Origin of the sequence: Parvularcula oceani (assembly GCF_000733125.1) — a bacterium.
Taxonomy (GTDB): Bacteria; Pseudomonadota; Alphaproteobacteria; order Caulobacterales; family Parvularculaceae; genus Parvularcula; species Parvularcula oceani.
In genome coordinates this window covers 477,485-500,140 of the sequence record NZ_JPHU01000001.1, presented here as the reverse complement: position 1 = coordinate 500,140, position 22,656 = coordinate 477,485, and the positions used below count along the sequence as shown (strand labels likewise).

Sequence of the window (22,656 nt, the reverse complement as noted above, 5' to 3'; positions counted from 1 at the left end):
CGAGAAGGGTCGTCACCCGGCTCCGGCCGGGGCCGGGCGGGGGAAGAGCTTGAGCACGGCGGCGGTGACGATGCCGAGCGTGCCTTCGGCGCCGACGAAGAGATGCTTGAGGTCGTAGCCCGTATTGTTCTTCCGCAGGCTGTTGAGGCCGTGCCAGATCCGCCCGTCGGGCAGCACGGCTTCGAGCCCGAGCACGAGGTCGCGCGCATTGCCGTAGCGGATCACGTTCACCCCGCCCGCATTGGTCGAGAGGACGCCGCCGATATTGCAGGTGCCCTCCGAGCCGATGGAGAGGGGCAGGAGGCGGCCTGCCTCTTCCGCCGCCCCTCGCGCCTCGGCGAGGGTCACGCCCGCCTCCGCCGTCAGCGTGAAATCCTCCGGCGAGACGGCGCGGATCCTGCGCATCCTCCTGGTCGAGATCAGCAATTCGCCATGAGGCACCTGCCCGCCGACGAGGCCGGTATTGCCGCCCTGGGGCACGACGGCGATGCCGTTCTCTGCGCAATAGCCGATGACCGCCGCGAGCTCTTCGGTCGTTCCGGGCGCGAGGATCAGCGGCGTCTCGCCCTGCCAGCGGCCGCGCCATTCGGTGAGGTGCGGCGTGCGGTCGTCGCCTTCGATGACGGCGCGCGGGCCGGCGAGGCGGGTAAGGGCATCGGTGTGTGCGGCGTCGAAGGGCATGAGGGAGAGATAGCGGTTCGGCGGCGCGGGCAAAAGGCGGCCAGCCCGAAGCGCCCGCCTGTCGCGGGTGACGGAAGAAGAAGGGACCCGCGCGCGGACGCGCCGCAGCGAAAGGGTTTTGTGAACTGTGCCTTGCGCGTTCGAGGGTCCCAAGCCCCTCGCCCGCGCGCGGCCGCGATCCTTGACCTCTCCCGGCCCGATGAGCTCGCGGGAAAGGCGGGCCGTCGGAGGCCTGCTTTTGTCGCCCGGTCAGGGCGGGCGCCGCTCGGGGCAGAGCCCCTCGCGCGCGCCGCAGACCTCTCGCCTGAGATCGCGGGCGGCCCTCCTCACAGATGACGGTACCTGTCAGCCCCGGTGAGGGTCGCCTTGGCAGGGTAGGGGGCGGAGAGGGGGGCGGGGATAAGTGGCGGGCATCGCTCGCAGCGACGGCTGTTCCGAGATGGGCCCCGGCTCTCCGCTGCGCTCCGGCCGGGGTGACGCCTGATTGCCGCCGCTGTCACCCCGGCCCCCGCGCCGGGGCCCATCTCGGGAAGAGGGAGAGGGTGCGTAGGCGGGAGCTAGACTTCCAGATCCAATCCGATGTCGAGGTTCGGCGCGGAGTGCGTGATCCAGCCGGACGAGATCACGTCGACGCCGGTTTCGGCGATGGCGCAGACAGTTCGTACCGTGACATTGCCCGAGGCTTCGAGAACGCATCGTCCCTTCGCCATCTCCACCGCCTCACGCAGCTGATCGGGCGTCATGTTGTCGAGCAGCACCACATCCGCGCCGCCCGCGATCGCCTCTTCGAGCTGGTCGAGCCGGTCCACCTCGACCTCGATCTTCACCATGTGGCCGAGCGCGGCTTTCGCGGCCAAGAGCGCCTGCGCGATGCCGCCCGCCGCGACGATGTGGTTGTCCTTGATCATCGCCGCGTCGTGCAGACCGAAGCGGTGATTGTGCCCGCCGCCGCAGAGGACGGCATGTTTCTGGACGGCGCGGAGGCCGGGCAGGGTCTTGCGGGTGCAGACGATGCGGGCGCCGGTGCCCTCGACCGCGTGGACGAGTTCGGCCGTCGCGGTGGCGACACCCGACAGATGGCCGAGAAGGTTGAGGGCGGTCCGCTCTGCGGTCAGGAGCGAGCGGGCGCTCCCGCTGACCGTCATCAGCTCCGTACCCGCCTGAAGCGCCGCGCCGTCCGGCGCGTGGATCGTCACAGCGAGGTCCGGATCGACGGTGCGGAAGACGCGGGCCGCCAGTTCCACGCCCGCGGCCCGGCCGGGCTTTCGGGCATTGATGCGCGCATGGCCGGTCCGCCCGGGCGGAATGGTGGCGAGGGTGGTGACGTCGCCCGCATCGCCGAGATCCTCCTCGAGGGCGCGGCGGATGAGAGGCTCGGTCAGGACGGGCGGTAGGGGAAAGGGGATCATGCGAAGCGCACTCCGTCGGGTTTTCGCGTGAGGCTGTGGCGCGGCGCGTCCTGGTCCGGGAAGTCGGTACGCTGATGGGCGCCGCGGCTTTCGCGCCGTGCGAGCGCCGCCTCGGCGACGAGACGGGCGGCGGTGCGGGCGAGCGCGCCGCCCAACGTTTTCGCCCTATCGCCCTCGATCTGCGAAAGAAGAGCGGTCAGCCCGGCCTCGTCACGTAACAACCCGCAGCTATCCGACATGGCGCGGCGCAAAGGGGCGAGGTTCGCCGCAGGGCGCGCAGGCAGGGCCGGTTCGGCGGCGGTACCGTCTTCCTTCGCGCCATTGCGCGGCAGGGCACGGGCGGCTCTGGCGCCGAAGACGAGCGCTTCGAGAAGCGAGTTCGATGCGAGGCGGTTCGCACCGTGGACGCCGGTGCTGGCCGTCTCGCCCACCGCCCAGAGGCCGGGGATGTCGGCGCGGCCATCGGTGTCCGTCAGCACGCCGCCCATGTGATAATGCGCGGCGGGGGCGATGGGAATGGGCTTGACCCGCGGGTCGATTCCGCCTTCGCGGCAGGCCTCGAAGACGGTGGGGAAGGCTTTCGGGAAGCGGGCGCCAATGGCTTCTCTCGCATCCAGGAAGGCGCCGCCGGTCGTCTTGATCGCGAGCGCCACGCCGCGGGCGACGACATCGCGCGGAGCGAGCTCGGCATCCGGATGCAGCTCCGGCATGAAGCGGCGGCCATGCACGTCGCGAAGGACGGCACCCTCGCCGCGCAGCGCCTCGGTGGCGAGCGGGGCGGGGTCGCGGCCGATATCGATGCCGGTGGGGTGGAACTGGACGAATTCGAGATCGCGCAAGGTCGCGCCCGCCTCGTAAGCCAGGGTCAGGCCGTGGCCCTGTGCGTGGAGGGGATTGGTGGTTACGGCGAAGAGGCCGCCTGTGCCGCCGGTCGCGAGGACGGTCTCATGGGCTGGGATCGCCAGCGCCTCACCCGCCTCGGCGTCCCAGCAGGCCGCGCCCGTAACCGCGCCGTCCTCGGTCAGGAGCTCATAGGCGATGCAGCGCTCGCGCACGGTGATGGAGGGCGTCTGCCGCGCCTTCTCCGTCAGCACGCGCATGATCGTGGCGCCCGCTTCGTCGCCGCCGACATGGACGATGCGGTTTCGCCCATGCGCCGCTTCGCGGCCGAGCCTCAGCGTGCCGTCCTCTTCCCGGTCGAAGGGCACGCCGAGGGAGAGGAGGTCGTCGATGCGCGCGGGGCCTTCGGTGCAGAGGATGCGCGCCGCCTCTTCGTCGACGAGGCCGGCGCCCGCGGCGATCGTGTCGGCGAGATGCTCTTCGGGACTGTCATCCGCCCCGACGGCCGCGGCGAGCCCGCCTTGCGCCCAGACCGAGCTGCCGCCCGCGCCCAAATGCCCTGCGGTGACGAGGGTGACGGGGTGCGGAGCGAGTTTGAGCGCCGTGTAGAGGCCGGCGAGGCCGGCCCCGACGATCAGAATGCCGCCTTGCGCGGGTTCGGCTCTCATGCCTCATCCTCCGGAAGCGGAGGGCTTGGCTTGTAAGCCATTATCAAGTCCTCCATTAGGACCCGTTCTTCGCCAGAGAAGCTGCTATCTAGATTATCGCAAGCCGATTTGACCAGATGAAACTCCGTATCAGATTGCAGGCGACCTCGTGAAATGGCTTTCCTGATTGTGCGGTTTGTCTTCCTACTGAGGGCTTCAACAGGAGGAAGCCCTGCTTTTCGGAGTTCTCCATCCAGATGCAGGCGCAGATCTGTATCGAGATCTTGAGCCATCTCGATGCAGTCATTGATTCCCTGTTCCAATCCCGCGAGCGCGGCGCTGAGGCGCGGGTGCTCGCGCGCTGCTCGCGCTACCCGAACGGGATCGATATCTACCGACGACGATATGACTGCACGTACAGAAGCGGGAACGACCCCACGGTGAAGCGTCTCGAAGAGAACGAGTCGCTGATCGTACAGAGCAAGAAGTTCGTCCCTACTCCGCCGCTTGGCTTTCACCGGTGCTCGACCGAGATCACGTCGCGCCCGGCTTTCGCCTCGAAGCGGGCGGGGGCGCCGGGGCTCGGCAAGTCGATCATGCGCTGGACGGCCTCGCGGGCGCGGGCGGCGATGACGGGGTCGACCGTGACCTCGTGCTCGCCGGTCTCGAGGCTGTGCAGGATGCCCTCCAGCGTGATCCGCTTCATGTGCGGGCAGAGATTGCATGGCCGGACGAAGTCGACGCCGGGATTCTCCAGCGCGACATTGTCGGACATGGAGCATTCGGTGATCAGGACGACGTTCTTCGGCTGCTCGTCCTTGACGTAGTTCGACATGGCGGCGGTCGAGCCCGCGAAGTCCGCCTCGGCCAGGACTTCCGGCGGGCATTCGGGGTGGGCGAGGACGGTGACGCCGGGGTTCCCCGCACGGATCTCGCGGATGTCCTCCGCCGTGAAGCGCTCATGCACCTCGCAGGCGCCGGCCCAGGTGACGACCTTGAGGTCCGTCATCGCCGCGACGTTGCGGGCGAGGAACTGGTCGGGGATCAGGATGACCGTGTCCGTGCCCGCCTCGCGCGCGGCGTGCTCGCAGACCTGAACGGCGTTGGAGGAGGTGCAGCAGATATCGGTCTCGGCCTTCACCTCGGCGGTCGTGTTGACATAGGTGACGACCGGCACGCCGGGATAGCGCTGCTTGAGGAGGCGCACGTCGGCGCCGGTGATCGAGCTTGCGAGCGAGCAGCCCGCCTCCATCGAGGGAATGAGCACGGTCTTTTCGGGCGCGAGGATCTTGGAAGTCTCGGCCATGAAATGCACGCCGGCCTGAACGATGACCTGCGCGTCCGTCTTCGCCGCCTCCCGCGCGAGTTGCAGGCTGTCGCCGCGAATGTCGCCGACGCAGGCGAAGATCTCCGGCGTCATGTAATTGTGCGCCAGGATGACGGCGTTCTTTTCCGCCTTGAGGTCGTTGATGCGCGCGATGGTCGGCGCGATCAGCTCCCATTCGAAGCGGGGAATCTTCGCTTCGACAAGGGGATAGAGGTGATCGGTCTTCGCCCGCACTTCGTCGGTATAGCCGCTCGCGGCGTCCGCGTCGTAGGCCATGGCGATGCTCCCGTCCCGTCCAGGGTATTGCTCAACTAGAGTATATCTAGTGCGGGACATTATGCCCTTCAAGAGCAAAAGGCAAACCGCGCGGTCACACTTCGCGGCGCAGGCGGGGCAGGGTCAGGCCGACGCCAGAGGGGCCGCCGGGCGCGCGCCGGTAGAGCGCGGCGGGGCGGCCGCCCGTCCGCGCGGCGACGGCGCCGGTCTTCTCGACGAGCCCCGAGGCCTCGATCGCGCGGCGGAAATTCTGCTTGTGCACACAGAAGCCCAGTATCGCCTCGACGGCATCCTGGAGGTCGGTCAGCGTGAACTCTTCGGCCACGAGCTCGAAAATGACGGGCCGATAGCGCAGCTTGCCGCGCAGGCGCCCGATGGCGGTGGCGAGAATGCGGCGGTGGTCCGAGGTCATGGCCGGGCCGGTGCCGGGCAGCCCCTCCGCCGCTTCGCCCGCATCGCGCGCCGCTTCGGGGACGAGCCCCGCCTCGTACATCAGCTCGTAGCGGTCGAGCGCGCGCTCTTCCTGCCAGCCGGGCTCGGTGAGGCCGAAGGCGAGGTCGAGCCGGGCGCGGCGCGCGCGGTCGCCTCCGGCCCAGTCGCGAAGGGCGGGAAGGATCGCCTCTTCGAGGCCGTCTCTCGCGTAAGGCCTGCGGTCCTCCCAGGGGAAATGTTCGTACCAGCCGCGCCACGCCGCATCGCTCCGCCCCGTCTCGCCCGCGACCGGGGAAAGGGCGAGATAGCCGACCGAGACGACCCGGTCGGAGGCCTCGCCGCCGCGGAAGCTCGCCAGCGGCGCCTCGCGGCCCTCATCGCCGAAGGTGTAGAGCTGCTCGACATAGCCGAGCTGGAGCGCGGTCTGGCCGGTGACGAAGTCGCGCATGCCGAGCTCGAAGGTCCGGTGCCGCGCAGGATCGAAGGCACCGTAAGGCAGGCCCCAACCCTCTTCGCGCCGCACGCAGAGAACGTGCGGATCGCCGCCTTCGAGGGCGGTGACGACGGCGTTGAGGCCGATGACGACGCGGGCGGACATAAGCTGCTTATGTCGTCACGCCCGCCTTCGTATCAACCGGCGCTAGCGGTTGCGGGTCAGTTCCGTGAAGCGTTGCAGGTAGAGCGCCTGGCTGTCCTCGGCGCCCAGCGCCTCGATCTTCAGCGCATGGGGCTTGGGATCGCCGAAGAGCTTGCGGCTCTCGGTGACGCCGAAGCCCGCGATCTGCGTCGCCTCGAAATAGGCGCAGATGCGGTCTGCGCGCTTGATCGCCCGCTCCACCCCGTGGGGCAGGTCGGCAGGCAGGCCGAAGCGCAGATGGATCGCGCGCTGAAGGCCGCGCTCGACCGATTTGTAGGCCTCGCCGAGGGCCGATTTAAACGGGCTGATCATGTCGCCGATGACATATTCGGGCGCGTCGTGCAGCAGGGCGGCGAGAAGGTTCTCTTTCGGCCAGCCGGGATTCCGCTCCGCGCAGAGATCGGTGACGATGACGCTGTGATGGGCGACGTTGAAGGAGAGGGGGCCCGTCGTCTGTCCGTTCCAGCGGGCGACACGGGCGAGGCCATGGGCGATGTCCTCGATCTCGACGTCGAGCGGGGAGGGGTCGAGGATGTCGAGGCGGCGGCCCGACAGCATGCGTTGCCAGGCTCTTGGCGCTTGCGGATTGGACAAGGGGAACTCTCGGGCTTTCGGGTCAGGCTATTCGCTGCCGCCGCGTTCGAGGCCGGCGGGCACGTCCGGCCGGACCATGTCGAAACGCGATCCGGGCAGGGTCTCGTAATAGGCGGACGGGCCGCCGCCCCGGCTGATCGGGCGGGCGCGCGCGGTGTCGTAGACGCCGTCTTCGATCAGCCTGCGGTCGATATGCACCATGACGACCTCGCCGAAGACCATCCAGTTGGGCATGTCCTCGCCGGAACTTGTCTTGAGGCGGATCACCTGCGTCGTCCGGCATTCGAAATTGACCGGGCTCGCGAGCACGCGGGGCGGGGCGACGAGGCGGCTCTCCGCCCGCTCAAGCCCGGCTAGCGCGAATTCGTCCTCGCCGCGCCGCACCTCGGCGGAGGTCGCGTTCATCTTTTCGGCGAGGTCGCGCGTCGCCAGGTTCCAGACGAATTCGCCCGTGGCCTCGGCGTTCTCGACGCTGTCCTTCCGGCCCCAGCTCGCAAAGCCGATGATGGGCGGGCGATAGGCGAAGGCGTTGAAGAAGCTGTAGGGGGCGAGATTGACGCGGCCCCCGGCATCCGCCGTCGACACCCAGCCTATGGGGCGGGGCGCGATGATGGCGTTGAAGGGGTCATGGGCGAGGCCGTGCCCCTTGGCGGGCTCGTAGGCATGTGCGTCGGGCTGCGCCATCGGCCGGTCAGACGGCCCGCACGATGATCGAGCCCGCCGAATAGCCCGCTCCGAAGCCGGAGACGACGCCGATATCTCCGTGCTCGAAGCCGTCCTTGTGCTTGTGGAAGGCGATGATCGAGCCTGCCGAGGAGGTGTTGGCGTATTCGTCGAGCACGACCGGCGCTTCCTCGCGGGTGGCCTCGCGGCCGAGCACGCGCTTGGCGATCAGTTCGTTCATCGACAGATTGGCCTGGTGAAGCCACATGCGCTTGAGGCTCGAGGGCGCGATGTCGTTGTCTTCGAGGTGCTCGGCGATCATGGCGGCGACCATTGGCACCACCTCCTTGAAGACGGCGCGGCCGCGCTGCTTGAACAGCTTGTCCGTATTGGGATCGTCCCAGTCGATCACGCTGTCGGTCGCGGGGTCGAGGAAGCCGAAATTGTTGCGGATATTGCTCGAGAACTGCGTCTTGAGGCGGGTGTCGAGGATATCGAAGGGCTGCTGGCCATGCGGATCGTCCGCATGGCCGACGATGACGGCGGTCGCCACGTCGCCGAAGATGAAATGACCGTCCCGGTCGCGGAAATTGATATGCGCCGTGCAGATCTCGGGGTTCACCATCAGCACGCGCCGGGCGCCGGTCGAGAGAAGGCCCACCGCCGTCTGGATGCCGAAGGCGGCGGATGCGCAGGCCACGTTCATGTCGAAGGCGTAGCCGCCGATCCCCAGCGCCTCCTGGATCTCGACCGCCATGGCCGGATATTGGCGCTGCATGTTCGAGGCGGCGCAGAGGACGGCGTCGATGTCCTCCGGCCCCAGCTCGGCCGCCGCCATCGCTTCTCGCGCCGCGGCGACGGCGATCTCGGCCATGATCGACAGCTCGTCATTCTCCCGCTGCGGCAGCCTCGGCCGCATGCGGTCGATATCGAGCATGCCCTCCTTGTCGAGCACGTAGCGCGACTTGATGCCGGACGCCTTCTCGATGAAGGGCGCCGAGCTCGGCTCCTTCGGATCGTCGGGATGCGCCGCGTTCCATTTCTCGACCCAGGCATTGTAGCTCTCGACCAGCTCCTCGTTGGAGACGGACTGTTCGGGCGTGAACAGTCCGGTCGAGAGAATGCGGGCGACGGGTGTGCGTGCGGGGGCGGTCATGGCGGATCTCGGCGCGTGGCGGTGGTCCGTTTTGCGCTGTCGTTCCCGCGCTGGCAACCGCGCGGGCGTTATGCCTTTGAGAGCTCGGAATGGCTCTTCAGCACGTTCCCGCCATCGTCCTGCGAGATGTAATAGGCGGGATCGTCGTCATCGGCGTTGCGCGTGACCTCATTGCCGTCGATCTTGCGCGTGACCTTCTCGGTATAGCTCTTCTCGACCTTGCCGGTCGCGGTGCCGTTCCCCCAGCTCCACTTCACCTTGTCGCCCTTGTTGTAGGTCTTGCTCATCTTGCGCTCCTCGTTCTTGCGGATCGGGAACGGGGCGAGGGCCTGCGGGGTTCGCCGACCGGGACGAAGAGTCACGACAGAGGCAGCATGGCGGAAGACGAGAAACAGACGGTCTCAGGCGAAAGGGCGCGGCAGGGGGAGGTCGTGCTGCGCAAAAGGTGGCAGCGCGGCGTGTTTATCGCGGGGCTGGCAGGGATCGTGCTCCTTGCCGTCCTCGTCTGGATCTTCTGAGCATCAGCCGTCCAGCAGCTTCGCCCGCGCTTCGAGAAGGTCGCGCCAGGCGAGGCGCTTGCGCGCAGGCTGGCGCAGGAGGAAGGCGGGATGGAAGATCGGCAGGGCCGGGACGCTCCCGCCGCTGGTTTCGTAGTCCCGCCAGACCCCGCGGCTGCGGGTAATGCCCTTCGCGTCGGCGAAAAGGGCCTGGGTCGGCACATTCCCCGTCAGCAGCAGCACTTTCGGGCGGCTCAGTTCGATGAAGCGCCGCATGAAGGGCAGGCAGACCGCGATCTCGGCCTTGGTGGGATTCCTGTTGCCGGGCGGGCGCCAGAAGATCGCGTTGGAGATGCAGGCATCGGTCAGCCCGTCGCCCTCGCGCCGCGAGCAGCCGATCGATTCGAGCATGCGGTCCAGAAGGAGGCCCGAGCGGCCGACGAAGGGCTTGCCCTCGCGGTCCTCGTCCCGGCCAGGCGCCTCGCCCATGACGAGAAGCGGCGCGCCGGGAATGCCGTCATAGACGACGGCCTGTCTCGCACCGGCCTTCAGGGCGCAGCCGTCGAACCCGCCGATCGCCTCGGCGAGCTCTGGGATCGTCGCCGACCCGGCCGCGAGCCGTTCGGCCAGCGCCGTCGCCTCGGCCGTCGGCATGGGGGCATCGGCGGCGGTGACGGGCCTGGGCCCGGACGCCTTGGGCGCAGGCTCGGGAGCGGGCGCAGGTTCAGGCCGCTTGAGGCGCGGCGCGCCTTCCGGCCAGCCGAAGAAGTCCGACGGCGCTTCGCCCTCGACGGTGTCGATACCGTTATCGGCATAGAAGCGCAGGACGGCTTCTGGATCGAAACCGGGATCGTCGGAGGCATCGGCCATGGCATCCATATGGGCCATCGGCCCTGCGGACGCTACTGCTGCGCGGCGTCGCGGGTGAAGGCGGCGAGCGCAGCGATCACGCCGTCCGCCATCGGCGCTCCGGCTTGCGCGTATTCCGAGATGGCGCCCGTCTCGGCCTTCTGGAAGAGGTGGTTGAGGCCTTCGAAGACGTGGCTCTTCACGCCCGCCGCCTCGGCGGCCTGCGCATTCGCTGCGGCGTCGACCTGGCTGTCGCGCTCGCCGAACAGGGCGAGGACAGGGGCGTCGACCTGCGCGTAAAGGGCAGCGGGGTCGATGCGGAACAATGTGTAGAACCAGGGCGTGCAGAGCTTGCCGGCCTGGTTCTGCACCGGTTCGGGCGCGCCTCGGGCAGCGCGGGCGAGGGCTGCGCAGGCCTCTTCGCGCGTGCCGTCCGTCATCGCCGCAGCGAGAAGGCGGCGCTGAAGCGCCATGTTCTGCACGCTCGCGGCCTCGCCGAGACCCATCTGCCGCATCATCGTCTCGGATTGCCGTTCGAGAACCGCGTCCATGGGCTCGAAGGGGCTCGCCAGAAGCGCGATCATGTCCGGATCGGCGTCGCGCTCTGCCGCTGCCAGCCCCGCGACGATGCCGCCTTCCGAATGGCCCAGGAAGCCCGCGGCGCCGATCTCGGGCCGGGCGCGCAGCGCGTCGAGGGCGGCCTCGGCATCGGCGGCGAAATCGCGGCTGGTCGCGTCCTCGAAACTGCCGGTGCTTCCTCCGACGCCGCGGTCGTCGTAGCGATAGGTCGCGATACCTTCGCGGGCGAGGCCATCGGCCAGGACGGCGAAGGGCTTGCGGCCGAAAAGGGTCTCGTCGCGATCCTGCGGTCCGGACCCCGAAATCAGGACGAGGCCCGGAAAAGGACCCTCGCCCTCGGGCAGGGTCAGCGTACCCGAAAGCGTGACGCCTGTGCCGGGCACGACCAGGCCCATCTCGCCGGCCTCATAGGGCGCGTCTTGCGGTGGAACGAAGGCTTGGGAAGGAGCGGCTTCGGCGGGCTCGAAGCGAAGCGGGAACGTCGCGCCGGACTGGCTGAACGTGCCGTCGATCGCGCCATCATCGGTCAGCCGGCCCTCATAGCGGGCGCCGAGAACGCTCCAGGAGGCGTCGAGTGCGCCGTCCTCGCGCGGCGCCGCTTCGCCCGGAAGGCCGAAGGCGCCCTGCATCGGGCTGTCGAGGGTCACCTCCGGCGCCTCTTCCGGCATGACGTGCAGGACGAGGGGCAGGGTGGTCCCTCCCACCTGCAGCTCCCCCTCCCAGTCGCCGGCATAGGGCGCGAGGTCCTGAGCCTGCGCGCCGCCCATGACGAGGAGGGCGAGGAGAATGATCCAGGCTGCCGCAACGCGGTGCCGCAGCCGCCGCCAGCGCGTACCGATTCTTCGAATCATGGGCCCTCCGTCCTTGCGGATCCTGCCGTCCCGGCCGGGGCAGGGATGTGCAAGAGCCGCTCCGCATCCACTGCCCGCTAACACTGTTCGGTATCAGCTCCGTGACGACAAGGCCGGGCTGCAGTCCGACTGCGCTGACAGAGCGCATTGAAACCTGTTAGACGATCACGAACTGAACCTGCGAAGTCCGCGGGACGAAACAGAGAAGAGGATCCATGGCCGACGAGACCCCCATCGAGCGCGAGAGCATGGAATTCGACGTCGTCATCGTCGGCGCGGGCGGAGCGGGCCTCTGCGCCGCGATCCGGCTGAAGCAGCTCGAGCAGGAAACCGGAAAAGAGATTTCCGTCGTCGTGGTCGAGAAAGGCTCGGAAGTCGGCGCGCACATCCTGTCCGGCGCCGTCCTCGACCCCAAGGCGCTCGACGAGCTGATGCCCGACTGGCGCGAGGACGAGAGCTGCCCCATCGACACGCCCGTCACCTCGGAGCGCTTCTTGTTCCTGGGGCCGCAAGGATCCGCGCCGCTGCCCAACGCGCTCCTGCCCAAGATGATCAAGAACCATGGCTGCTACAATGTCTCCATGGCCAATGTCTGCCGCTGGCTGGCCGAGAAGGCCGAGGCGATGGGCGTCGAGATCTATCCCATGATGGCGGCGAGCCGGGTGCTGCGCGCCGATGACGGCCGGGTTCGCGGCGTCCTCGTCGGCGAGGCGGGCATCGGCCAGGACGGGGAACCCAAGGCAGCCTACGAGCCGGGCATGGAGCTTCTGGGCAAATACACCCTGCTCGCCGAAGGCGTGCGGGGCTCTCTGTCCAAGCAGATCATCTCGGAGTTCGGTCTCGACAAGGGCAAGGAGCCGCAGAAATACGGGATCGGCCTCAAGGAGCTGTGGAAGGTTCCCGACGAGAACTTCAAGAAGGGCTTCGTCCAGCACACCTTCGGCTGGCCGCTCGACGACCAGACGGGCGGCGGCTCGTGGATGTACCATTTCGGCGACAATTACGTGTCGATCGGGCTGGTGGTGCACCTCAACTACAAGAACCCCTATCTCGCGCCGTTCCAGGAATTCCAGCGCTTCAAGACCCACCCCGAGATCCGCCCCTTCTTCGAAGGTGGCGAGCGGGTCGCCTACGGCGCGCGGGCGATCAATGAGGGCGGGTTCCAGTCGGTGCCCAAGCTGACCTTCCCCGGCGGCGCGCTGATCGGCTGCTCTGCGGGCTTCGTCAACGTGCCCCGCATCAAGGGCAACCATAACGCCATGAAGACCGGCATGATGGCCGCCGAGGCGGCCTTCGAAGCCGTCACGGGCGCGGGCGAGGGGGCAGAGGTCCCGGCGGATCTGACGGGCTATGAGGAGCGCTACGAAGCCTCCTGGGTGCGCAAGGAACTCTATCAGGTGCGCAACGCCAAGCCGCTCTGGTCCAAGTTCGGCACCTGGAAGGGCGCCTTGCTGATGACGGGGCCCGAGCTCTGGATGACCTCGGTCAGCGGCGGCTATTCGCCCCTCGGTACGCTGAAGCACGGCAAGACCGACGCCGAGGCGACCGAGCCCGCAAGCAAGCACAAGCCCATCGATTATCCTAAGCCGGACGGGGAGATCAGCTTCGACAAGCTGACCTCGGTCTCCTTCTCCTTCACGAACCACGAGGAGGACCAGCCGGTCCATCTCAAGCTTCGCGACCCCGAAGTCCCCTATACGACCGAGCTGCCCGAATATGCGGGGCCGTCCCAGCGCTATTGCCCCGCCGGCGTCTATGAGTGGGTCGAGGCGGAAGGGAAGACGGACGCGCGTGGCCAGGACGACCACGGCACCGGCAAGATCTTCCAGATCAACGCGCAGAACTGCGTCCACTGCAAGACCTGCGACATCAAGGACCCGGCGCAGAACATTCTCTGGACCGTGCCCGAGGGCGGCGGCGGGCCGAACTATCCGAACATGTAGCGGCGCATTCCGTCCGAACGACAAAGAGCCCGCCGATCGGACGATCGGCGGGCTCTTTCATGCGCAGACCGGGAAATCAGCCCGGCTGGTTCGCGATCACGAAGAAATAGACCAGGAACAGGAGGATCGCCGCGAGGGCCGTCGAAATGACGAAGGTTCGCCATTGCCAGCGGCGATTGGTGCCTTCACGGGCTCTGGTGGCGTCGATCTCTCTTTTCATCGCGTCCTCGCTTTCGCCATGCGCTCTCATCCGAGCCGGTATGCAAAAGGAACGGCTGCGCCTCGGGCGGGGTTCCGTAGGGGGTTCGCGTTATCGCGTCGCAGCGGAGAGGGGCAGGAACGGCCTCAGAAGATGCCGAAGCGCTTCTTGTCCTCTTCTTCCGGCGTGCGGTCGACCCCCGCCTCCTCGCAGCCCAGCGCGTCGCCCATGCCCTTGAGATAGCTACGGCGCTGAATGCCGAGGAGATAGGCCTCCCGCAGCCTCACCTGATGGCGGTTCGCGCCGGTCGCGAAGCGGACCGCGCTGCGAAAGGGGATCTGGCTTCTCGTGACCGAGCGGATGCCCGAGCGGGTCAGATTGCCGGCCCCGTCCGAGGTTTTCTCGAAGATGTTGCGGTCATCCTCCAGGGGCGGATCGTCCACGTCGGGCCCCAGCGCCTCGGTCAGCCGGTCGATCTCGCTCTCGAGCGCGTCGCAGCTCTCTGGCCAGCCCGGCGAATAGATCCGCTCGGTCCTGCGCAGGGTCTTGGGGATCCGGGTCCGCTTGAGGTTGAGGTCCTCGAGCGGCACCTGCACGGCGACGCCCGCCACCTTGGCCGTGGTCTTCGCCGTGGTCTTGGTCGCGAAGACGGCGGTCTTCCCCGCGCCCTTGGCGGTCGTCTTGGCGACGCTCGCGCAGCCCGTCACGGCGGTCGCGGCGAGCGTCAGGGCGAAAAGGCGGAAATAGAGCATGGGCGTGAAGGTTAAGCCTGGCCGCCGCGCCGGCAAGCGCGGGCGCCTGCGGCTAGTCGTCCATCATCAGGCCGCGCCGCGCATCGCGGGGCGCGGCGGGCGGCTCGCAGCCGCGGATCTGACCGATTCCCTTGAGATAGGCCCGCCGAGCGATGCCGCGTTCATAGGCGGCCCGCACCTTGGCCTCATGCGCCGTCGCACCGGTCGCGTAGCGCACGACGGAGCGGAAGGGGATGATGTCGCTCGCCGCGCTCGAAATCACGCTGAGCGTGCCTTCGCCGGCCTTCTCCCCGAGGCTCTCATCCTCCTGCGCCTCCGGATCGTCTTCGTCAGGACCGAGAGCCGCGTTGAGGTCGCGCACATGCGCCGCGATCGCCGCGCAGCTCTCGGGCGCCTCGAGCGGATAGGGGCCGAGCAGGCCCCGAAGGACGATCGGGATCTCGTCGCGCTTGATGTTGACGTCCTCGAGCGGGGAGAGGACCGCCTCTCCGAGCCCTTCGGACGTGGTGTCGACGGTGTCGCTGCTATTGCTGCTGACGCTCGCGCAGGCCGTCAGCGCGGCGAGCGCGCCCAGAAGGTGGAAAGAGAAGAATTTCGTCATGCGTCCTGCCCTAGCGCGTGCCCTGCCGTCCGCGATGCGGACCGCAGGGCACGTTATCAGATGCCCTGCCGGGCCGCATCATATTCCCGTTTCAGCCGGTCCACCACCGACGCGACGGACGCCACTTCGTGAACGGCGCCGATGCCTTGCCCGCAGCCCCAGATATCCTTCCAGACCTTCTTGTTCGAGTCGCCGCCGGATTTGAAGTTCATCTTGGTCGGATCGGCTTCGGGCAGATTGTCCGGATCGAGGCCGGCCTTGCGGATCGAGGGGCCGAAATAGTTTCCGTGCACGCCCGAGAAATAGTTCGTGTAGACAACGTCTTCCGCTCGGCCCTCGACCATGCCCTGCTTGTAATCGTCGCTGGCGCGGGCCTCTTCGGTCGCGATGAGGGCGGAGCCGATATAGGCGGCATCGGCGCCCATGGCCCGGGCGGCGAGGACGCCGGCGCCGGTCGCGATGGAGCCCGAGAGCAGGATCGGACCCTCGAACCATTCGCGCACCTCGGCGAGGAAGGCGAAGGGCGAGAGGCTCCCCGCATGCCCGCCAGCGCCCGCCGCGACCAGGATCAGGCCGTCGGCGCCTTTCTCCACGGCCTTGCGGGCGAACTTGTCGTTGATGACGTCGTGGAAGCAGAGGCCGCCATAGGACTGCACGGCCTCGAAGACGTCCGTGCGGGCGCCGAGCGACGTGATGCAGAGCGGAGCCTCGTGGCGGACCATGACCTCCAGATCGTGCTGCAGGCGGTCATTCGAGCGATGCACGATCTGGTTCACCGCATAGGGCGCGCCGTCCACAGACTTGATGTCGTCCATCCACTCGGTCAGCGCCTCGGCCGGGCGGGCATTGAGGGCCGGAAAGGCGCCGATGATGCCGGCCTGTCGTTCCGCCTTCACGAGCTCGGGTCCCGAAACGATGAACATGGGCGCGGCGACCACGGGCAGGGCGAGCGCATCGACCATCTCGCGGAATTTGGCGCGGGCGTCGCGGGGAGAGAGCTTCGGCATGGGGCATCCTTCCTTTGGGCGGGCAGGCTAGAGAAGCGGCCAGGGCGGGACAACGCGGCCCGGCAGCGCGGCCTCGGCCAGAAGGACGAGCGCGATGCCGCCGGCGAGATAGGGACCGAAACGAAGGGCGGTGCCGCCTTCCACCGGCCGCCCGCGCGCGGCGGCGGCGGCGATGACGGCGAGCGCGCAGGCGGCGCTCGCGAGAACCACGAAGGGCAGGGCGAGCGGCCCGAGGGCCGCGCCGCCCGCCGCAAGAAGCTTGGCATCGCCCCGCCCCAGCCCCTCCCTGCCGCGCAGGGCCGCATAGCCTCCCGCGATCCCGCGAAAGGCGGCATAGCCCGCGGCCGCGCCGATGATCGCCGCGCCCGGCGGCACGCTGAGCCCGGCCGCGGCGGCGAGGAGCGCGAGCCAGAGCGCAGGTCCGGTCAGGGCGTCGGGCAGATAGCCCGTCTCCGCATCGATCGCCGCCGCGGCCAGGAGGAGGAGAAGGAAGCCGAGGAGGAAGGCGGCGCCCGCGACACCGGGCGCGCACAGGACCGCCGCGATGCCGGCCAGACCGCCCAGGAGCTCGATCAGCGGATAACGGCCGGCGATGCGCGCGCCGCATTGCCGGCACCGGCCGCGCAGGACGGCATAGCTCAGCAGCGGCACGAGCTCTGCGGGCGCCAGGGTGCGCTTGCAGGAAGGACAATGCGAGCGGGGGCGCGAGAGGTCGAAGGGGCCTTGCGGGCGCGGTTCCTCGCTCAGGCCCCAGAGCACCGGGCCCCGCGAGATCACGACATTGCAGAAGCTGCCGAGAATCAGCCCCAGAATCGCGAAGACGGCGAGCATCATGCCGGGGCGGCGGCCAAGTCGGATCGTGAAAAGATCGGGCTGTAGAAAAAGATTCTCATATCTCCGAAAGTCCGCATCGATGCGGGTTTTTCACTGTCCTTTGCGCACGTTGTGCGCACACTTCCTCTGCTCTTCGGCGGCGTCGTGGAACCGTCAGCTTACTGTCATGAAACTGTAGCGCCCCGGCCATACTCCGCGCCGCATTCCTCGCGCTCACCCCGCGGGTTCACGGACGTGTTTCAGGGGCCATAGCATGATCTCCTCTCTTCTTCGTAGCGGCCTGCTCGCCAGCAGCGCGATCGCTCTCCTCTCGGCCTGCTCGGGCGGCGGCGACGTGGCCTCCACCGGCGGAACGGCGCCCGTGGTCATCAATCCCGGCGGCGGCGGCGGCGGTTCCTCGAACGGGTTCGACTTCGTCGGCTCGGGCGGGTGCCCCTCCGGCCTCGACGAGACGACCGTCACCTCGAACGGCCAGGACATCCGGGCCTGCCGCATCCCCGCCGGCGTCATCACGACCGACCTTACGCTGACGAGCGACAATGCCTATGCGCTCGACGGGACGGTCTTCGTCGGCGAGAACGCGATCACGGTGGACGGCGCGCAGAGCGCCACGCTGACGATCGAGCCGGGTACGGTCATCTTCGGCTCTTCGGGCCGCGACGCGCTGGTCGTCTCGCCCGGCTCCCGGATCGAGGCGAACGGCACGCAGGCCGATCCGATCATCATGACCTCCGCCTCGGACCTCGCCGACGGCGATTCGGGCGACAGCGCGCGCGAAGCGGCCTCCGACGGCACGGCGGGCGGCTCGGCCACGGCCCGCGGCGAATGGGGCGGCCTCGTCATCAACGGCCTCGCGCCGATCAATGACTGCGCGGACACGGGCGCGACGCCGGGCACCGAAGACTGCACCAAGGACGGCGAGGGCGGCTCGGGCCTCTTCGGCGGCGGCGACGCGGCGGACGATTCGGGGTCGCTGCGCTATCTGCGCGTCCAGTATGCGGGCTTCGCCTTCTCCTCGGACAATGAGCTCAACGGCATCGCCTTCCAGGGCGTCGGCTCCGGCACCGAGGTCGAATACGTCCAGGTCCACAACAATGCCGATGACGGCGTCGAATTTTTCGGCGGCACGGTCTCGCCGCGCTATGTCGCGATTACGGGCGCGGGCGACGATTCGATCGACTGGACCGATGGCTGGCAGGGCAATCTGCAATATGCCGTGGTCGTGCAGACCGAAGGCGATGCGGACCGCGGCATCGAGGGCGACAACCGCGGCGACGACGTGGACCTGACGCCGCGTTCGAACCCGCTGATCGCCAATTTCACCTTCCTCGGCGCAGAGGGCGTGGGCGATGACGGCGTCAAGCTGCGCGCGGGCACGAACGCCGCGCTCTATAACGGCGTGGTCGTGAATTTCGAAGGCGACGGCCTCGACTATGACGACGAGGGCACGGGTCCCGACCCGCAGGTCTTCTCGCTCTTCGTGGCAGAGAACGGCGCGCCCTATGACAGCGACGGCGAGGTGATCTTCGAGGCCTCGGACAGCAATGTCGCCTCGACGGGCGCGACCCTGAACGGGCTCTTCCTCGGCGATACCGAGACGGACGTGGCGGCGACCACGGACATTCCCGGCGACGACACGGAGGACACGGATTATCTGGGCGCCTTCGCGCCCGGCGTGCAGTCGGTCGCCGCGAGCTGGCTCGCCGACTGGACGCTCGAAGCGCCCTTCCCGGACTCGGCCGCGCAGGGCTGCCCGAGCGGGACGGAGCAGAGCAGCCGCGCCGTGCCCTCGGGCCGGAGCGAGGACAATGTCTGCACGCTGCCGGCGGTCATCACCGCCGACCTGCGGCTGACGCGAGGCAATCTCTACGAACTCGACGGCACGATCTTCGTCGGCAACGATCTCGGCCCCGATCCCGAGAATCCGCGCGCCAGCGCGCAGAGCGCGACCCTGACGATCGAGCCGGGCGTCACGCTCTTCGGCTCGTCCGGCCGGGACGCGCTCGTCGTCACGCGCGGCTCGCAGATCGAGGCGAACGGCACGGCCGCCGCGCCGGTCGTCATGACCTCGCTCAGCGACGTGGACGGATCGGTCGACCCCTCGGCCCGCGGCGAATGGGGCGGCCTCGTCATCAACGGCCGCGCGCCGATCAATGACTGCGGCAATGCGACGGCCACGCCGGGCACGGTCGCCTGCGAGAAGGACGGCGAGGGCGGCTCCGGCCTCTTCGGCGGCGCCAGCCCCGAGGACGATTCGGGCAATCTCAACTACCTTCAGGTCCGCTATGCCGGCTTCGCCTTCACCTCGGACAACGAGCTGAACGGCATCGCCTTCCAGGGCGTCGGCTCGGAAACGGATGTCGATTTCGTCCAGGTCCACAACAACCAGGATGACGGGGTCGAGTTCTTCGGCGGCACGGTCAGCGCCAGGCATCTCGTCATCACCGGCGCGGGCGACGACTCGATCGACTGGACCGATGGCTGGCAGGGCAATCTGCAATACGCCATCGTGGTGCAGGCCGAGGATGACGGCGACAGGGCCATCGAGGGCGACAATCGCGGCGACGACGTGGACCTGACGCCGCGTTCGAACCCGCAGCTCGCCAACCTGACCCTGATCGGCAACGGATCGTCCGACATCGTCAAGCTGCGTGCCGGCACCAATGCCTCGATCTACAATTCGATCCTGCTGGTGGCGGATGCCGAGGGCGACGCGTCGGGCACGAATGACGGCATCGATTTCGACCAGGAGAGCCTGGCAGGCATCGTGCCGACCTTCTACTCGACCTATGTCGTCGACGTCGAAAACCCCGTGGTCGACGCGGAGGGCGACCTCTTCAGCGCCGCCAACGGCAACGTGGACGGCGAAGCGCTGGGCCAGGACAGCACGCTGACGGCCGACGGCACCGACGCCGAGCTCGTTCCGGGTGCGAACGAGCTCGCGGTCGACGCCACGGACATCGAAGAGGACGGCGAGTTCTTCGACGACTCCGACTATATCGGCGCCGTCGGCGGCTCTTCGGACGACTGGTACCAGGGCTGGACCTTCAGCCTCTGAGAACGCGTTCCCGGCGGGCGGCCCGGCGCCGCCCGCCATTCATGCATTTCGCCCCGGCAATGGGGCATGAGGGCATCATCATGACACGCAATTCCTCGCTCGCGCCGTCCGCACTTCTCGCGATGGCCATGCTGAGCATCGCGACCGGCGCCCGCGCTCAGGATGCCGAAGCCGCAGCGCAGACGGACACCGACGAGGGCGACGTCATCGTCGTGCGCGGCGCCTTCATCCCGGACGAGAAGCGCGCCACCTCCGAGATCGCTTCGGTTCTCGACGAGGAAGCCTTCGCCCGGGCCGGCGACAGCGACATCGCGGGCGCCCTGCGGCGGGTCACCGGCGTCACCATCACCGACGGCAAGTTCCCGGTCGTCCGCGGCCTGAACGAGCGCTACAGCTCGACCACGCTGAACGGCGTGCCTCTGCCGAGCCCGGAACCCTTGCGCCGCGCCGCGCCGCTCGACCTCTTCCCGACCTCGATCCTCGAGGGGACGCTGGTCCAGAAGACCTATTCGCCGCAATTCTCCGGCGAGTTCGGCGGCGGCCTGATCGAGCTGCGCGCCCGCGCGGTTCCCGACGACGACTTCCTGACCGTCGGCATCGGCTTCGAGGTCGACACGGAGACGACGCTGCGCGAGGGCCTCTTCTACGAGGGCTCGGACACCGACGTGCTCGGCTTCGATGACGGCCTGCGCGACCTGCCCGAGGCGGCCGAGCAGGCCGTGATCTCCGGCGACACGCGCCTCGACCCGTCCGTGGCCGTCTCGTTCGAGCAGGACGACACGCTGCTCCTCGCCCGCGACGAGACGCCCGCCAGCGGCGGCGGCTCGCTGGCCTTCGGCAAGCTCTTCCGCGACGATGCGGATGCGCGCATCGGCACCGTGTTCTATTTCGGCTATGACAATAACTGGCAGACCCGCGACGGCCTGCGCGAGCGGCCCGAGCGCTTCTCGGGCTCGAGCTTCATCGACACGCCGGACGCGCAGGTCGACTTCGAATTCTTCGAGACGCGCCAGAACATCCTCTTCAACGCCTACAACACGACGGGCATCGAGTTCGCGGGCGGCGACCATACGATCGCGCTGACGTCCTATCTCCTGCGCGACACGCTCAAGCGGGCGCAGATCTCGACCGGCTCCGACTTCGACGTCGAGGGCGGCGACCAGCAGATCCGGGAGCGCACGGACTTCATCGAGCGCCAGGTCTGGCAGACGCAGCTCAATGGCGACCATCTCTTCGCGGGGCTCAACGACGCCGAGCTCGGCTGGCGGGTCGCCTATGGCGAGGCCGAGCGCGACGCGCCCTATGAACGCCAGACGACCTATATCCAGGACGGCGAGGACGGACCCTTCGAATTCTTCGAAGGCACGAATGATGCGAGCTTCATCAACTTCTCGACCCTGCAGGACGAGAATTTCTATGCAGCCGGCGATTTCACCCTGCCGCTGACGGTGGCGAACCGCGCCTTCGAGCTGTCGGCGGGCGCATCCTATTCGGACCGCAGCCGCGACAATGCCCGCCGCGACTTCTCCTTCGACGGATCGATTCCGGATGAGCTGGCCCGGGCCCGCGCGGACATCGTCTTCTCGGATCCCGTCCTCGCCTCGGGCCTTCTGACCCTGCGCCCGCAGGCGAGCCCGCTCTTCCCGGACGAATCCTCGGCCTCTCTCGAAGTCCTCAGCGTCTACGGCATGGCGGATGTCGAACTCGGCGACTATGTCCGCGCCTCCTTCGGCGTGCGCTACGAGGACAGCTCGGAAGAGAGCAATATCGACTTCCGCGGCGACGAGGTCGTGGCCGACCCGGTGGCGCTCGACGACGAGTTCTTCCTGCCCGCCGCCACGATCACCTGGAACCCGGTCAGCAACATCCAGGTGCGCGCAGGCTATTCGCGCACGATCACGCGGCCCCAGTTCCGCGAGCTGGCCGGCACCGAATTCGTCGATCCGGACAACGACGTCACCTTCTTCGGCAACCCCTTCCTCGTGAACACCGAGATCGACAACTTCGATGCCCGTGCGGAATATTATTTCGGCAGGGGCGAGTTCGCGACGCTCGGCGTGTTCTACAAGAACATCGAAAAGCCGATCGAGCAGTTCGCGACCGGCCTCGACGCCACCACGGCGTCCTTCCTCAACGCGCCTTCTGCCGAGCTTTACGGGGTGGAAGCCGAGTTCGAGAAGCGCTTCGCCTTCGAGGAGATCGGGCTGGGGCGCTTCGCGCAGGACAAGGACCTCTTCTTCTCGACCAACTACACCTGGTCGGACAGCGAAGTGTCTTCGGACGGCGAGGTCACCATTCCGCTGATCGGCCTCGATGCCGAGGGCCGGACGCTGGGCCGCACCGTCGACGCCTCGGGCCGGATCACCGACGGCCGCAGGCTCCAGGGCCAGTCCGAGCACCTCTTCAACCTGCAGCTCGGCGTCGAGGACGTGGAGACGCAGAGCAAGGCGACGCTGCTGCTCAACTATGCGTCGGACCGGATCCTGATCGTGGAGAGCCCCACGAGCTCGGGCATCCGTCCGGCCATCGTGGAAGAGCCGCCGCTGAGCCTCGACTTCGTCATCAGCCAGAACCTCGAACTCGCCGGCGGAGAGTACGGTTTCGGCCTTAAAGTCACCAACATCCTCGGCGAGGACTACTCGGCAACCCAGACCGACGACCGCGGCGTCGAGAAGGCGTTCCAGGAGTATGATCGCGGACGGATGCTCTCCGTCAGCCTGAAGCGGGAGTTTTAGAACTCCCGCTCTTCTGGCACTGTCTGTGCACGCGGCGGCAGCGAGTCTTAAGCAGGCTTTAACCTGCGCTCGCGAAGTCGTTAATGGTA

Annotated in this window: 20 protein-coding genes; 4 read left to right on the top strand and 16 right to left on the bottom strand. The window is 68.0% G+C overall.

Annotation, left to right across the window (positions count from 1 at the left end; genetic code table 11):
• Positions 1-12 precede the first annotated feature (12 nt).
• From IE88_RS0102360 to IE88_RS0102320, 9 genes are all read right to left on the bottom strand, one after another.
• Positions 13-714 carry an FAD-binding oxidoreductase gene (locus IE88_RS0102360; RefSeq protein ID WP_051881392.1) on the bottom strand — a complete coding sequence of 234 codons (702 nt, stop codon included), beginning with the start codon at positions 712-714 and terminating at the stop codon, positions 13-15.
• A 524-nt stretch (positions 715-1,238) separates the two neighbouring features.
• A complete protein-coding gene (gene nadC, locus IE88_RS0102355; protein ID WP_031549703.1) occupies positions 1,239-2,090 on the bottom strand; it encodes a carboxylating nicotinate-nucleotide diphosphorylase in 852 nt (283 codons plus the stop codon).
• Complete coding sequence (locus tag IE88_RS0102350; protein WP_031549701.1) at positions 2,087-3,598, bottom strand: L-aspartate oxidase; 1,512 nt, start codon at positions 3,596-3,598, stop codon at positions 2,087-2,089. Before IE88_RS0102350 ends, nadC begins: the two co-directional genes overlap by 4 nt.
• A gap of 493 nt (positions 3,599-4,091) precedes the next feature.
• Positions 4,092-5,180 carry a quinolinate synthase NadA gene (gene nadA, locus IE88_RS0102345; protein ID WP_036766334.1) on the bottom strand — a complete coding sequence of 363 codons (1,089 nt, stop codon included), beginning with the start codon at positions 5,178-5,180 and terminating at the stop codon, positions 4,092-4,094.
• Positions 5,181-5,274: 94 nt separating this feature from the next.
• Positions 5,275-6,210 (bottom strand): NUDIX hydrolase, encoded by a 936-nt coding sequence (locus tag IE88_RS0102340; protein ID WP_031549698.1) that lies wholly within the window; start codon positions 6,208-6,210, stop codon positions 5,275-5,277.
• A 42-nt stretch (positions 6,211-6,252) separates the two neighbouring features.
• On the bottom strand, positions 6,253-6,807 hold the full coding sequence (locus tag IE88_RS0102335) for a YfbR-like 5'-deoxynucleotidase (RefSeq protein WP_031549696.1): 555 nt from the start codon (positions 6,805-6,807) through the stop codon (positions 6,253-6,255).
• Between the two features lie 63 nt (positions 6,808-6,870).
• A complete protein-coding gene (locus IE88_RS0102330; protein WP_051881391.1) occupies positions 6,871-7,527 on the bottom strand; it encodes a flavin reductase family protein in 657 nt (218 codons plus the stop codon).
• A 7-nt stretch (positions 7,528-7,534) separates the two neighbouring features.
• A complete protein-coding gene (locus IE88_RS0102325) occupies positions 7,535-8,662 on the bottom strand; it encodes a beta-ketoacyl-ACP synthase III (RefSeq protein WP_031549692.1) in 1,128 nt (375 codons plus the stop codon).
• Between the two features lie 68 nt (positions 8,663-8,730).
• Positions 8,731-8,949, bottom strand: a complete 219-nt coding sequence (locus tag IE88_RS0102320) for a hypervirulence associated TUDOR domain-containing protein (protein ID WP_031549690.1) — start codon at positions 8,947-8,949, stop codon at positions 8,731-8,733.
• A gap of 87 nt (positions 8,950-9,036) precedes the next feature.
• Between IE88_RS0102320 and IE88_RS18015 the strand changes: the two genes are divergently transcribed.
• Positions 9,037-9,180, top strand: coding sequence for a peptide ABC transporter permease (locus tag IE88_RS18015; protein ID WP_156032304.1), 144 nt, complete (start codon positions 9,037-9,039; stop codon positions 9,178-9,180).
• 3 nt (positions 9,181-9,183) lie between these two features.
• Here the strand turns inward: IE88_RS18015 and IE88_RS0102310 are convergent, their stop codons facing one another.
• Both IE88_RS0102310 and IE88_RS0102305 read right to left on the bottom strand, forming a co-directional pair.
• On the bottom strand, positions 9,184-10,047 hold the full coding sequence (locus IE88_RS0102310) for a uracil-DNA glycosylase (RefSeq protein WP_051881390.1): 864 nt from the start codon (positions 10,045-10,047) through the stop codon (positions 9,184-9,186).
• Between the two features lie 14 nt (positions 10,048-10,061).
• A complete protein-coding gene (locus IE88_RS0102305; protein WP_051881389.1) occupies positions 10,062-11,438 on the bottom strand; it encodes an alpha/beta hydrolase family protein in 1,377 nt (458 codons plus the stop codon).
• A 215-nt stretch (positions 11,439-11,653) separates the two neighbouring features.
• Between IE88_RS0102305 and IE88_RS0102300 the strand changes: the two genes are divergently transcribed.
• Positions 11,654-13,381: an electron transfer flavoprotein-ubiquinone oxidoreductase gene (locus tag IE88_RS0102300; protein WP_031549683.1), complete on the top strand. Its 1,728-nt coding sequence runs from the start codon at positions 11,654-11,656 to the stop codon at positions 13,379-13,381.
• 76 nt (positions 13,382-13,457) lie between these two features.
• Here the strand turns inward: IE88_RS0102300 and IE88_RS18010 are convergent, their stop codons facing one another.
• The 5 genes from IE88_RS18010 to IE88_RS0102275 all read right to left on the bottom strand — a co-directional run bounded on the left by IE88_RS18010 (position 13,458) and on the right by IE88_RS0102275 (position 16,774).
• Entirely contained in the window at positions 13,458-13,601 is a 144-nt protein-coding gene (locus tag IE88_RS18010; RefSeq protein WP_156032303.1) for a hypothetical protein, read from the bottom strand.
• A gap of 125 nt (positions 13,602-13,726) precedes the next feature.
• The gene (locus IE88_RS17030; RefSeq protein ID WP_051881388.1) at positions 13,727-14,332 is read right to left on the bottom strand and encodes a hypothetical protein; all 606 of its coding nucleotides are present in this window, start codon (positions 14,330-14,332) and stop codon (positions 13,727-13,729) included.
• 52 nt (positions 14,333-14,384) lie between these two features.
• Complete coding sequence (locus IE88_RS0102285; RefSeq protein WP_051881387.1) at positions 14,385-14,933, bottom strand: hypothetical protein; 549 nt, start codon at positions 14,931-14,933, stop codon at positions 14,385-14,387.
• 56 nt (positions 14,934-14,989) lie between these two features.
• Entirely contained in the window at positions 14,990-15,940 is a 951-nt protein-coding gene (locus IE88_RS0102280) for an NAD(P)H-dependent flavin oxidoreductase (RefSeq protein WP_238319247.1), read from the bottom strand.
• Positions 15,941-15,967: 27 nt separating this feature from the next.
• A complete protein-coding gene (locus IE88_RS0102275) occupies positions 15,968-16,774 on the bottom strand; it encodes a prepilin peptidase (protein ID WP_031549675.1) in 807 nt (268 codons plus the stop codon).
• 253 nt (positions 16,775-17,027) lie between these two features.
• Here IE88_RS0102275 and IE88_RS0102270 point away from each other — a divergent pair, with 253 nt between their 5' ends.
• Together IE88_RS0102270 and IE88_RS0102265 are read left to right on the top strand one after the other, a co-directional pair.
• Positions 17,028-19,832 (top strand): hypothetical protein, encoded by a 2,805-nt coding sequence (locus IE88_RS0102270; protein ID WP_036766331.1) that lies wholly within the window; start codon positions 17,028-17,030, stop codon positions 19,830-19,832.
• 80 nt (positions 19,833-19,912) lie between these two features.
• Positions 19,913-22,567, top strand: a complete 2,655-nt coding sequence (locus IE88_RS0102265; protein ID WP_036766442.1) for a TonB-dependent receptor domain-containing protein — start codon at positions 19,913-19,915, stop codon at positions 22,565-22,567.
• Positions 22,568-22,656: the final 89 nt, after the last annotated feature.

What these genes read in the sequence shown, in the direction of transcription:
- nadC (WP_031549703.1), bottom strand. Translation starts at nt 2,090, where the DNA reads ATGATCCCCTTTCCCCTACCGCCCGTCCTGACCGAGCCTCTCATCCGC.
- IE88_RS0102350 (WP_031549701.1), bottom strand. Translation starts at nt 3,598, where the DNA reads ATGAGAGCCGAACCCGCGCAAGGCGGCATTCTGATCGTCGGGGCCGGC.
- nadA (WP_036766334.1), bottom strand. Translation starts at nt 5,180, where the DNA reads ATGGCCTACGACGCGGACGCCGCGAGCGGCTATACCGACGAAGTGCGG.
- IE88_RS0102340 (WP_031549698.1), bottom strand. Translation starts at nt 6,210, where the DNA reads ATGTCCGCCCGCGTCGTCATCGGCCTCAACGCCGTCGTCACCGCCCTC.
- IE88_RS0102335 (WP_031549696.1), bottom strand. Translation starts at nt 6,807, where the DNA reads ATGCTGTCGGGCCGCCGCCTCGACATCCTCGACCCCTCCCCGCTCGAC.
- IE88_RS0102330 (WP_051881391.1), bottom strand. Translation starts at nt 7,527, where the DNA reads ATGGCGCAGCCCGACGCACATGCCTACGAGCCCGCCAAGGGGCACGGC.
- IE88_RS0102325 (WP_031549692.1), bottom strand. Translation starts at nt 8,662, where the DNA reads ATGACCGCCCCCGCACGCACACCCGTCGCCCGCATTCTCTCGACCGGA.
- IE88_RS0102320 (WP_031549690.1), bottom strand. Translation starts at nt 8,949, where the DNA reads ATGAGCAAGACCTACAACAAGGGCGACAAGGTGAAGTGGAGCTGGGGG.
- IE88_RS18015 (WP_156032304.1), top strand. Translation starts at nt 9,037, where the DNA reads ATGGCGGAAGACGAGAAACAGACGGTCTCAGGCGAAAGGGCGCGGCAG.
- IE88_RS0102310 (WP_051881390.1), bottom strand. Translation starts at nt 10,047, where the DNA reads ATGGCCCATATGGATGCCATGGCCGATGCCTCCGACGATCCCGGTTTC.
- IE88_RS0102305 (WP_051881389.1), bottom strand. Translation starts at nt 11,438, where the DNA reads ATGATTCGAAGAATCGGTACGCGCTGGCGGCGGCTGCGGCACCGCGTT.
- IE88_RS0102300 (WP_031549683.1), top strand. Translation starts at nt 11,654, where the DNA reads ATGGCCGACGAGACCCCCATCGAGCGCGAGAGCATGGAATTCGACGTC.
- IE88_RS18010 (WP_156032303.1), bottom strand. Translation starts at nt 13,601, where the DNA reads ATGAAAAGAGAGATCGACGCCACCAGAGCCCGTGAAGGCACCAATCGC.
- IE88_RS17030 (WP_051881388.1), bottom strand. Translation starts at nt 14,332, where the DNA reads ATGCTCTATTTCCGCCTTTTCGCCCTGACGCTCGCCGCGACCGCCGTG.
- IE88_RS0102285 (WP_051881387.1), bottom strand. Translation starts at nt 14,933, where the DNA reads ATGACGAAATTCTTCTCTTTCCACCTTCTGGGCGCGCTCGCCGCGCTG.
- IE88_RS0102280 (WP_238319247.1), bottom strand. Translation starts at nt 15,940, where the DNA reads ATGCCGAAGCTCTCTCCCCGCGACGCCCGCGCCAAATTCCGCGAGATG.
- IE88_RS0102275 (WP_031549675.1), bottom strand. Translation starts at nt 16,774, where the DNA reads ATGATGCTCGCCGTCTTCGCGATTCTGGGGCTGATTCTCGGCAGCTTC.
- IE88_RS0102270 (WP_036766331.1), top strand. Translation starts at nt 17,028, where the DNA reads ATGATCTCCTCTCTTCTTCGTAGCGGCCTGCTCGCCAGCAGCGCGATC.
- IE88_RS0102265 (WP_036766442.1), top strand. Translation starts at nt 19,913, where the DNA reads ATGACACGCAATTCCTCGCTCGCGCCGTCCGCACTTCTCGCGATGGCC.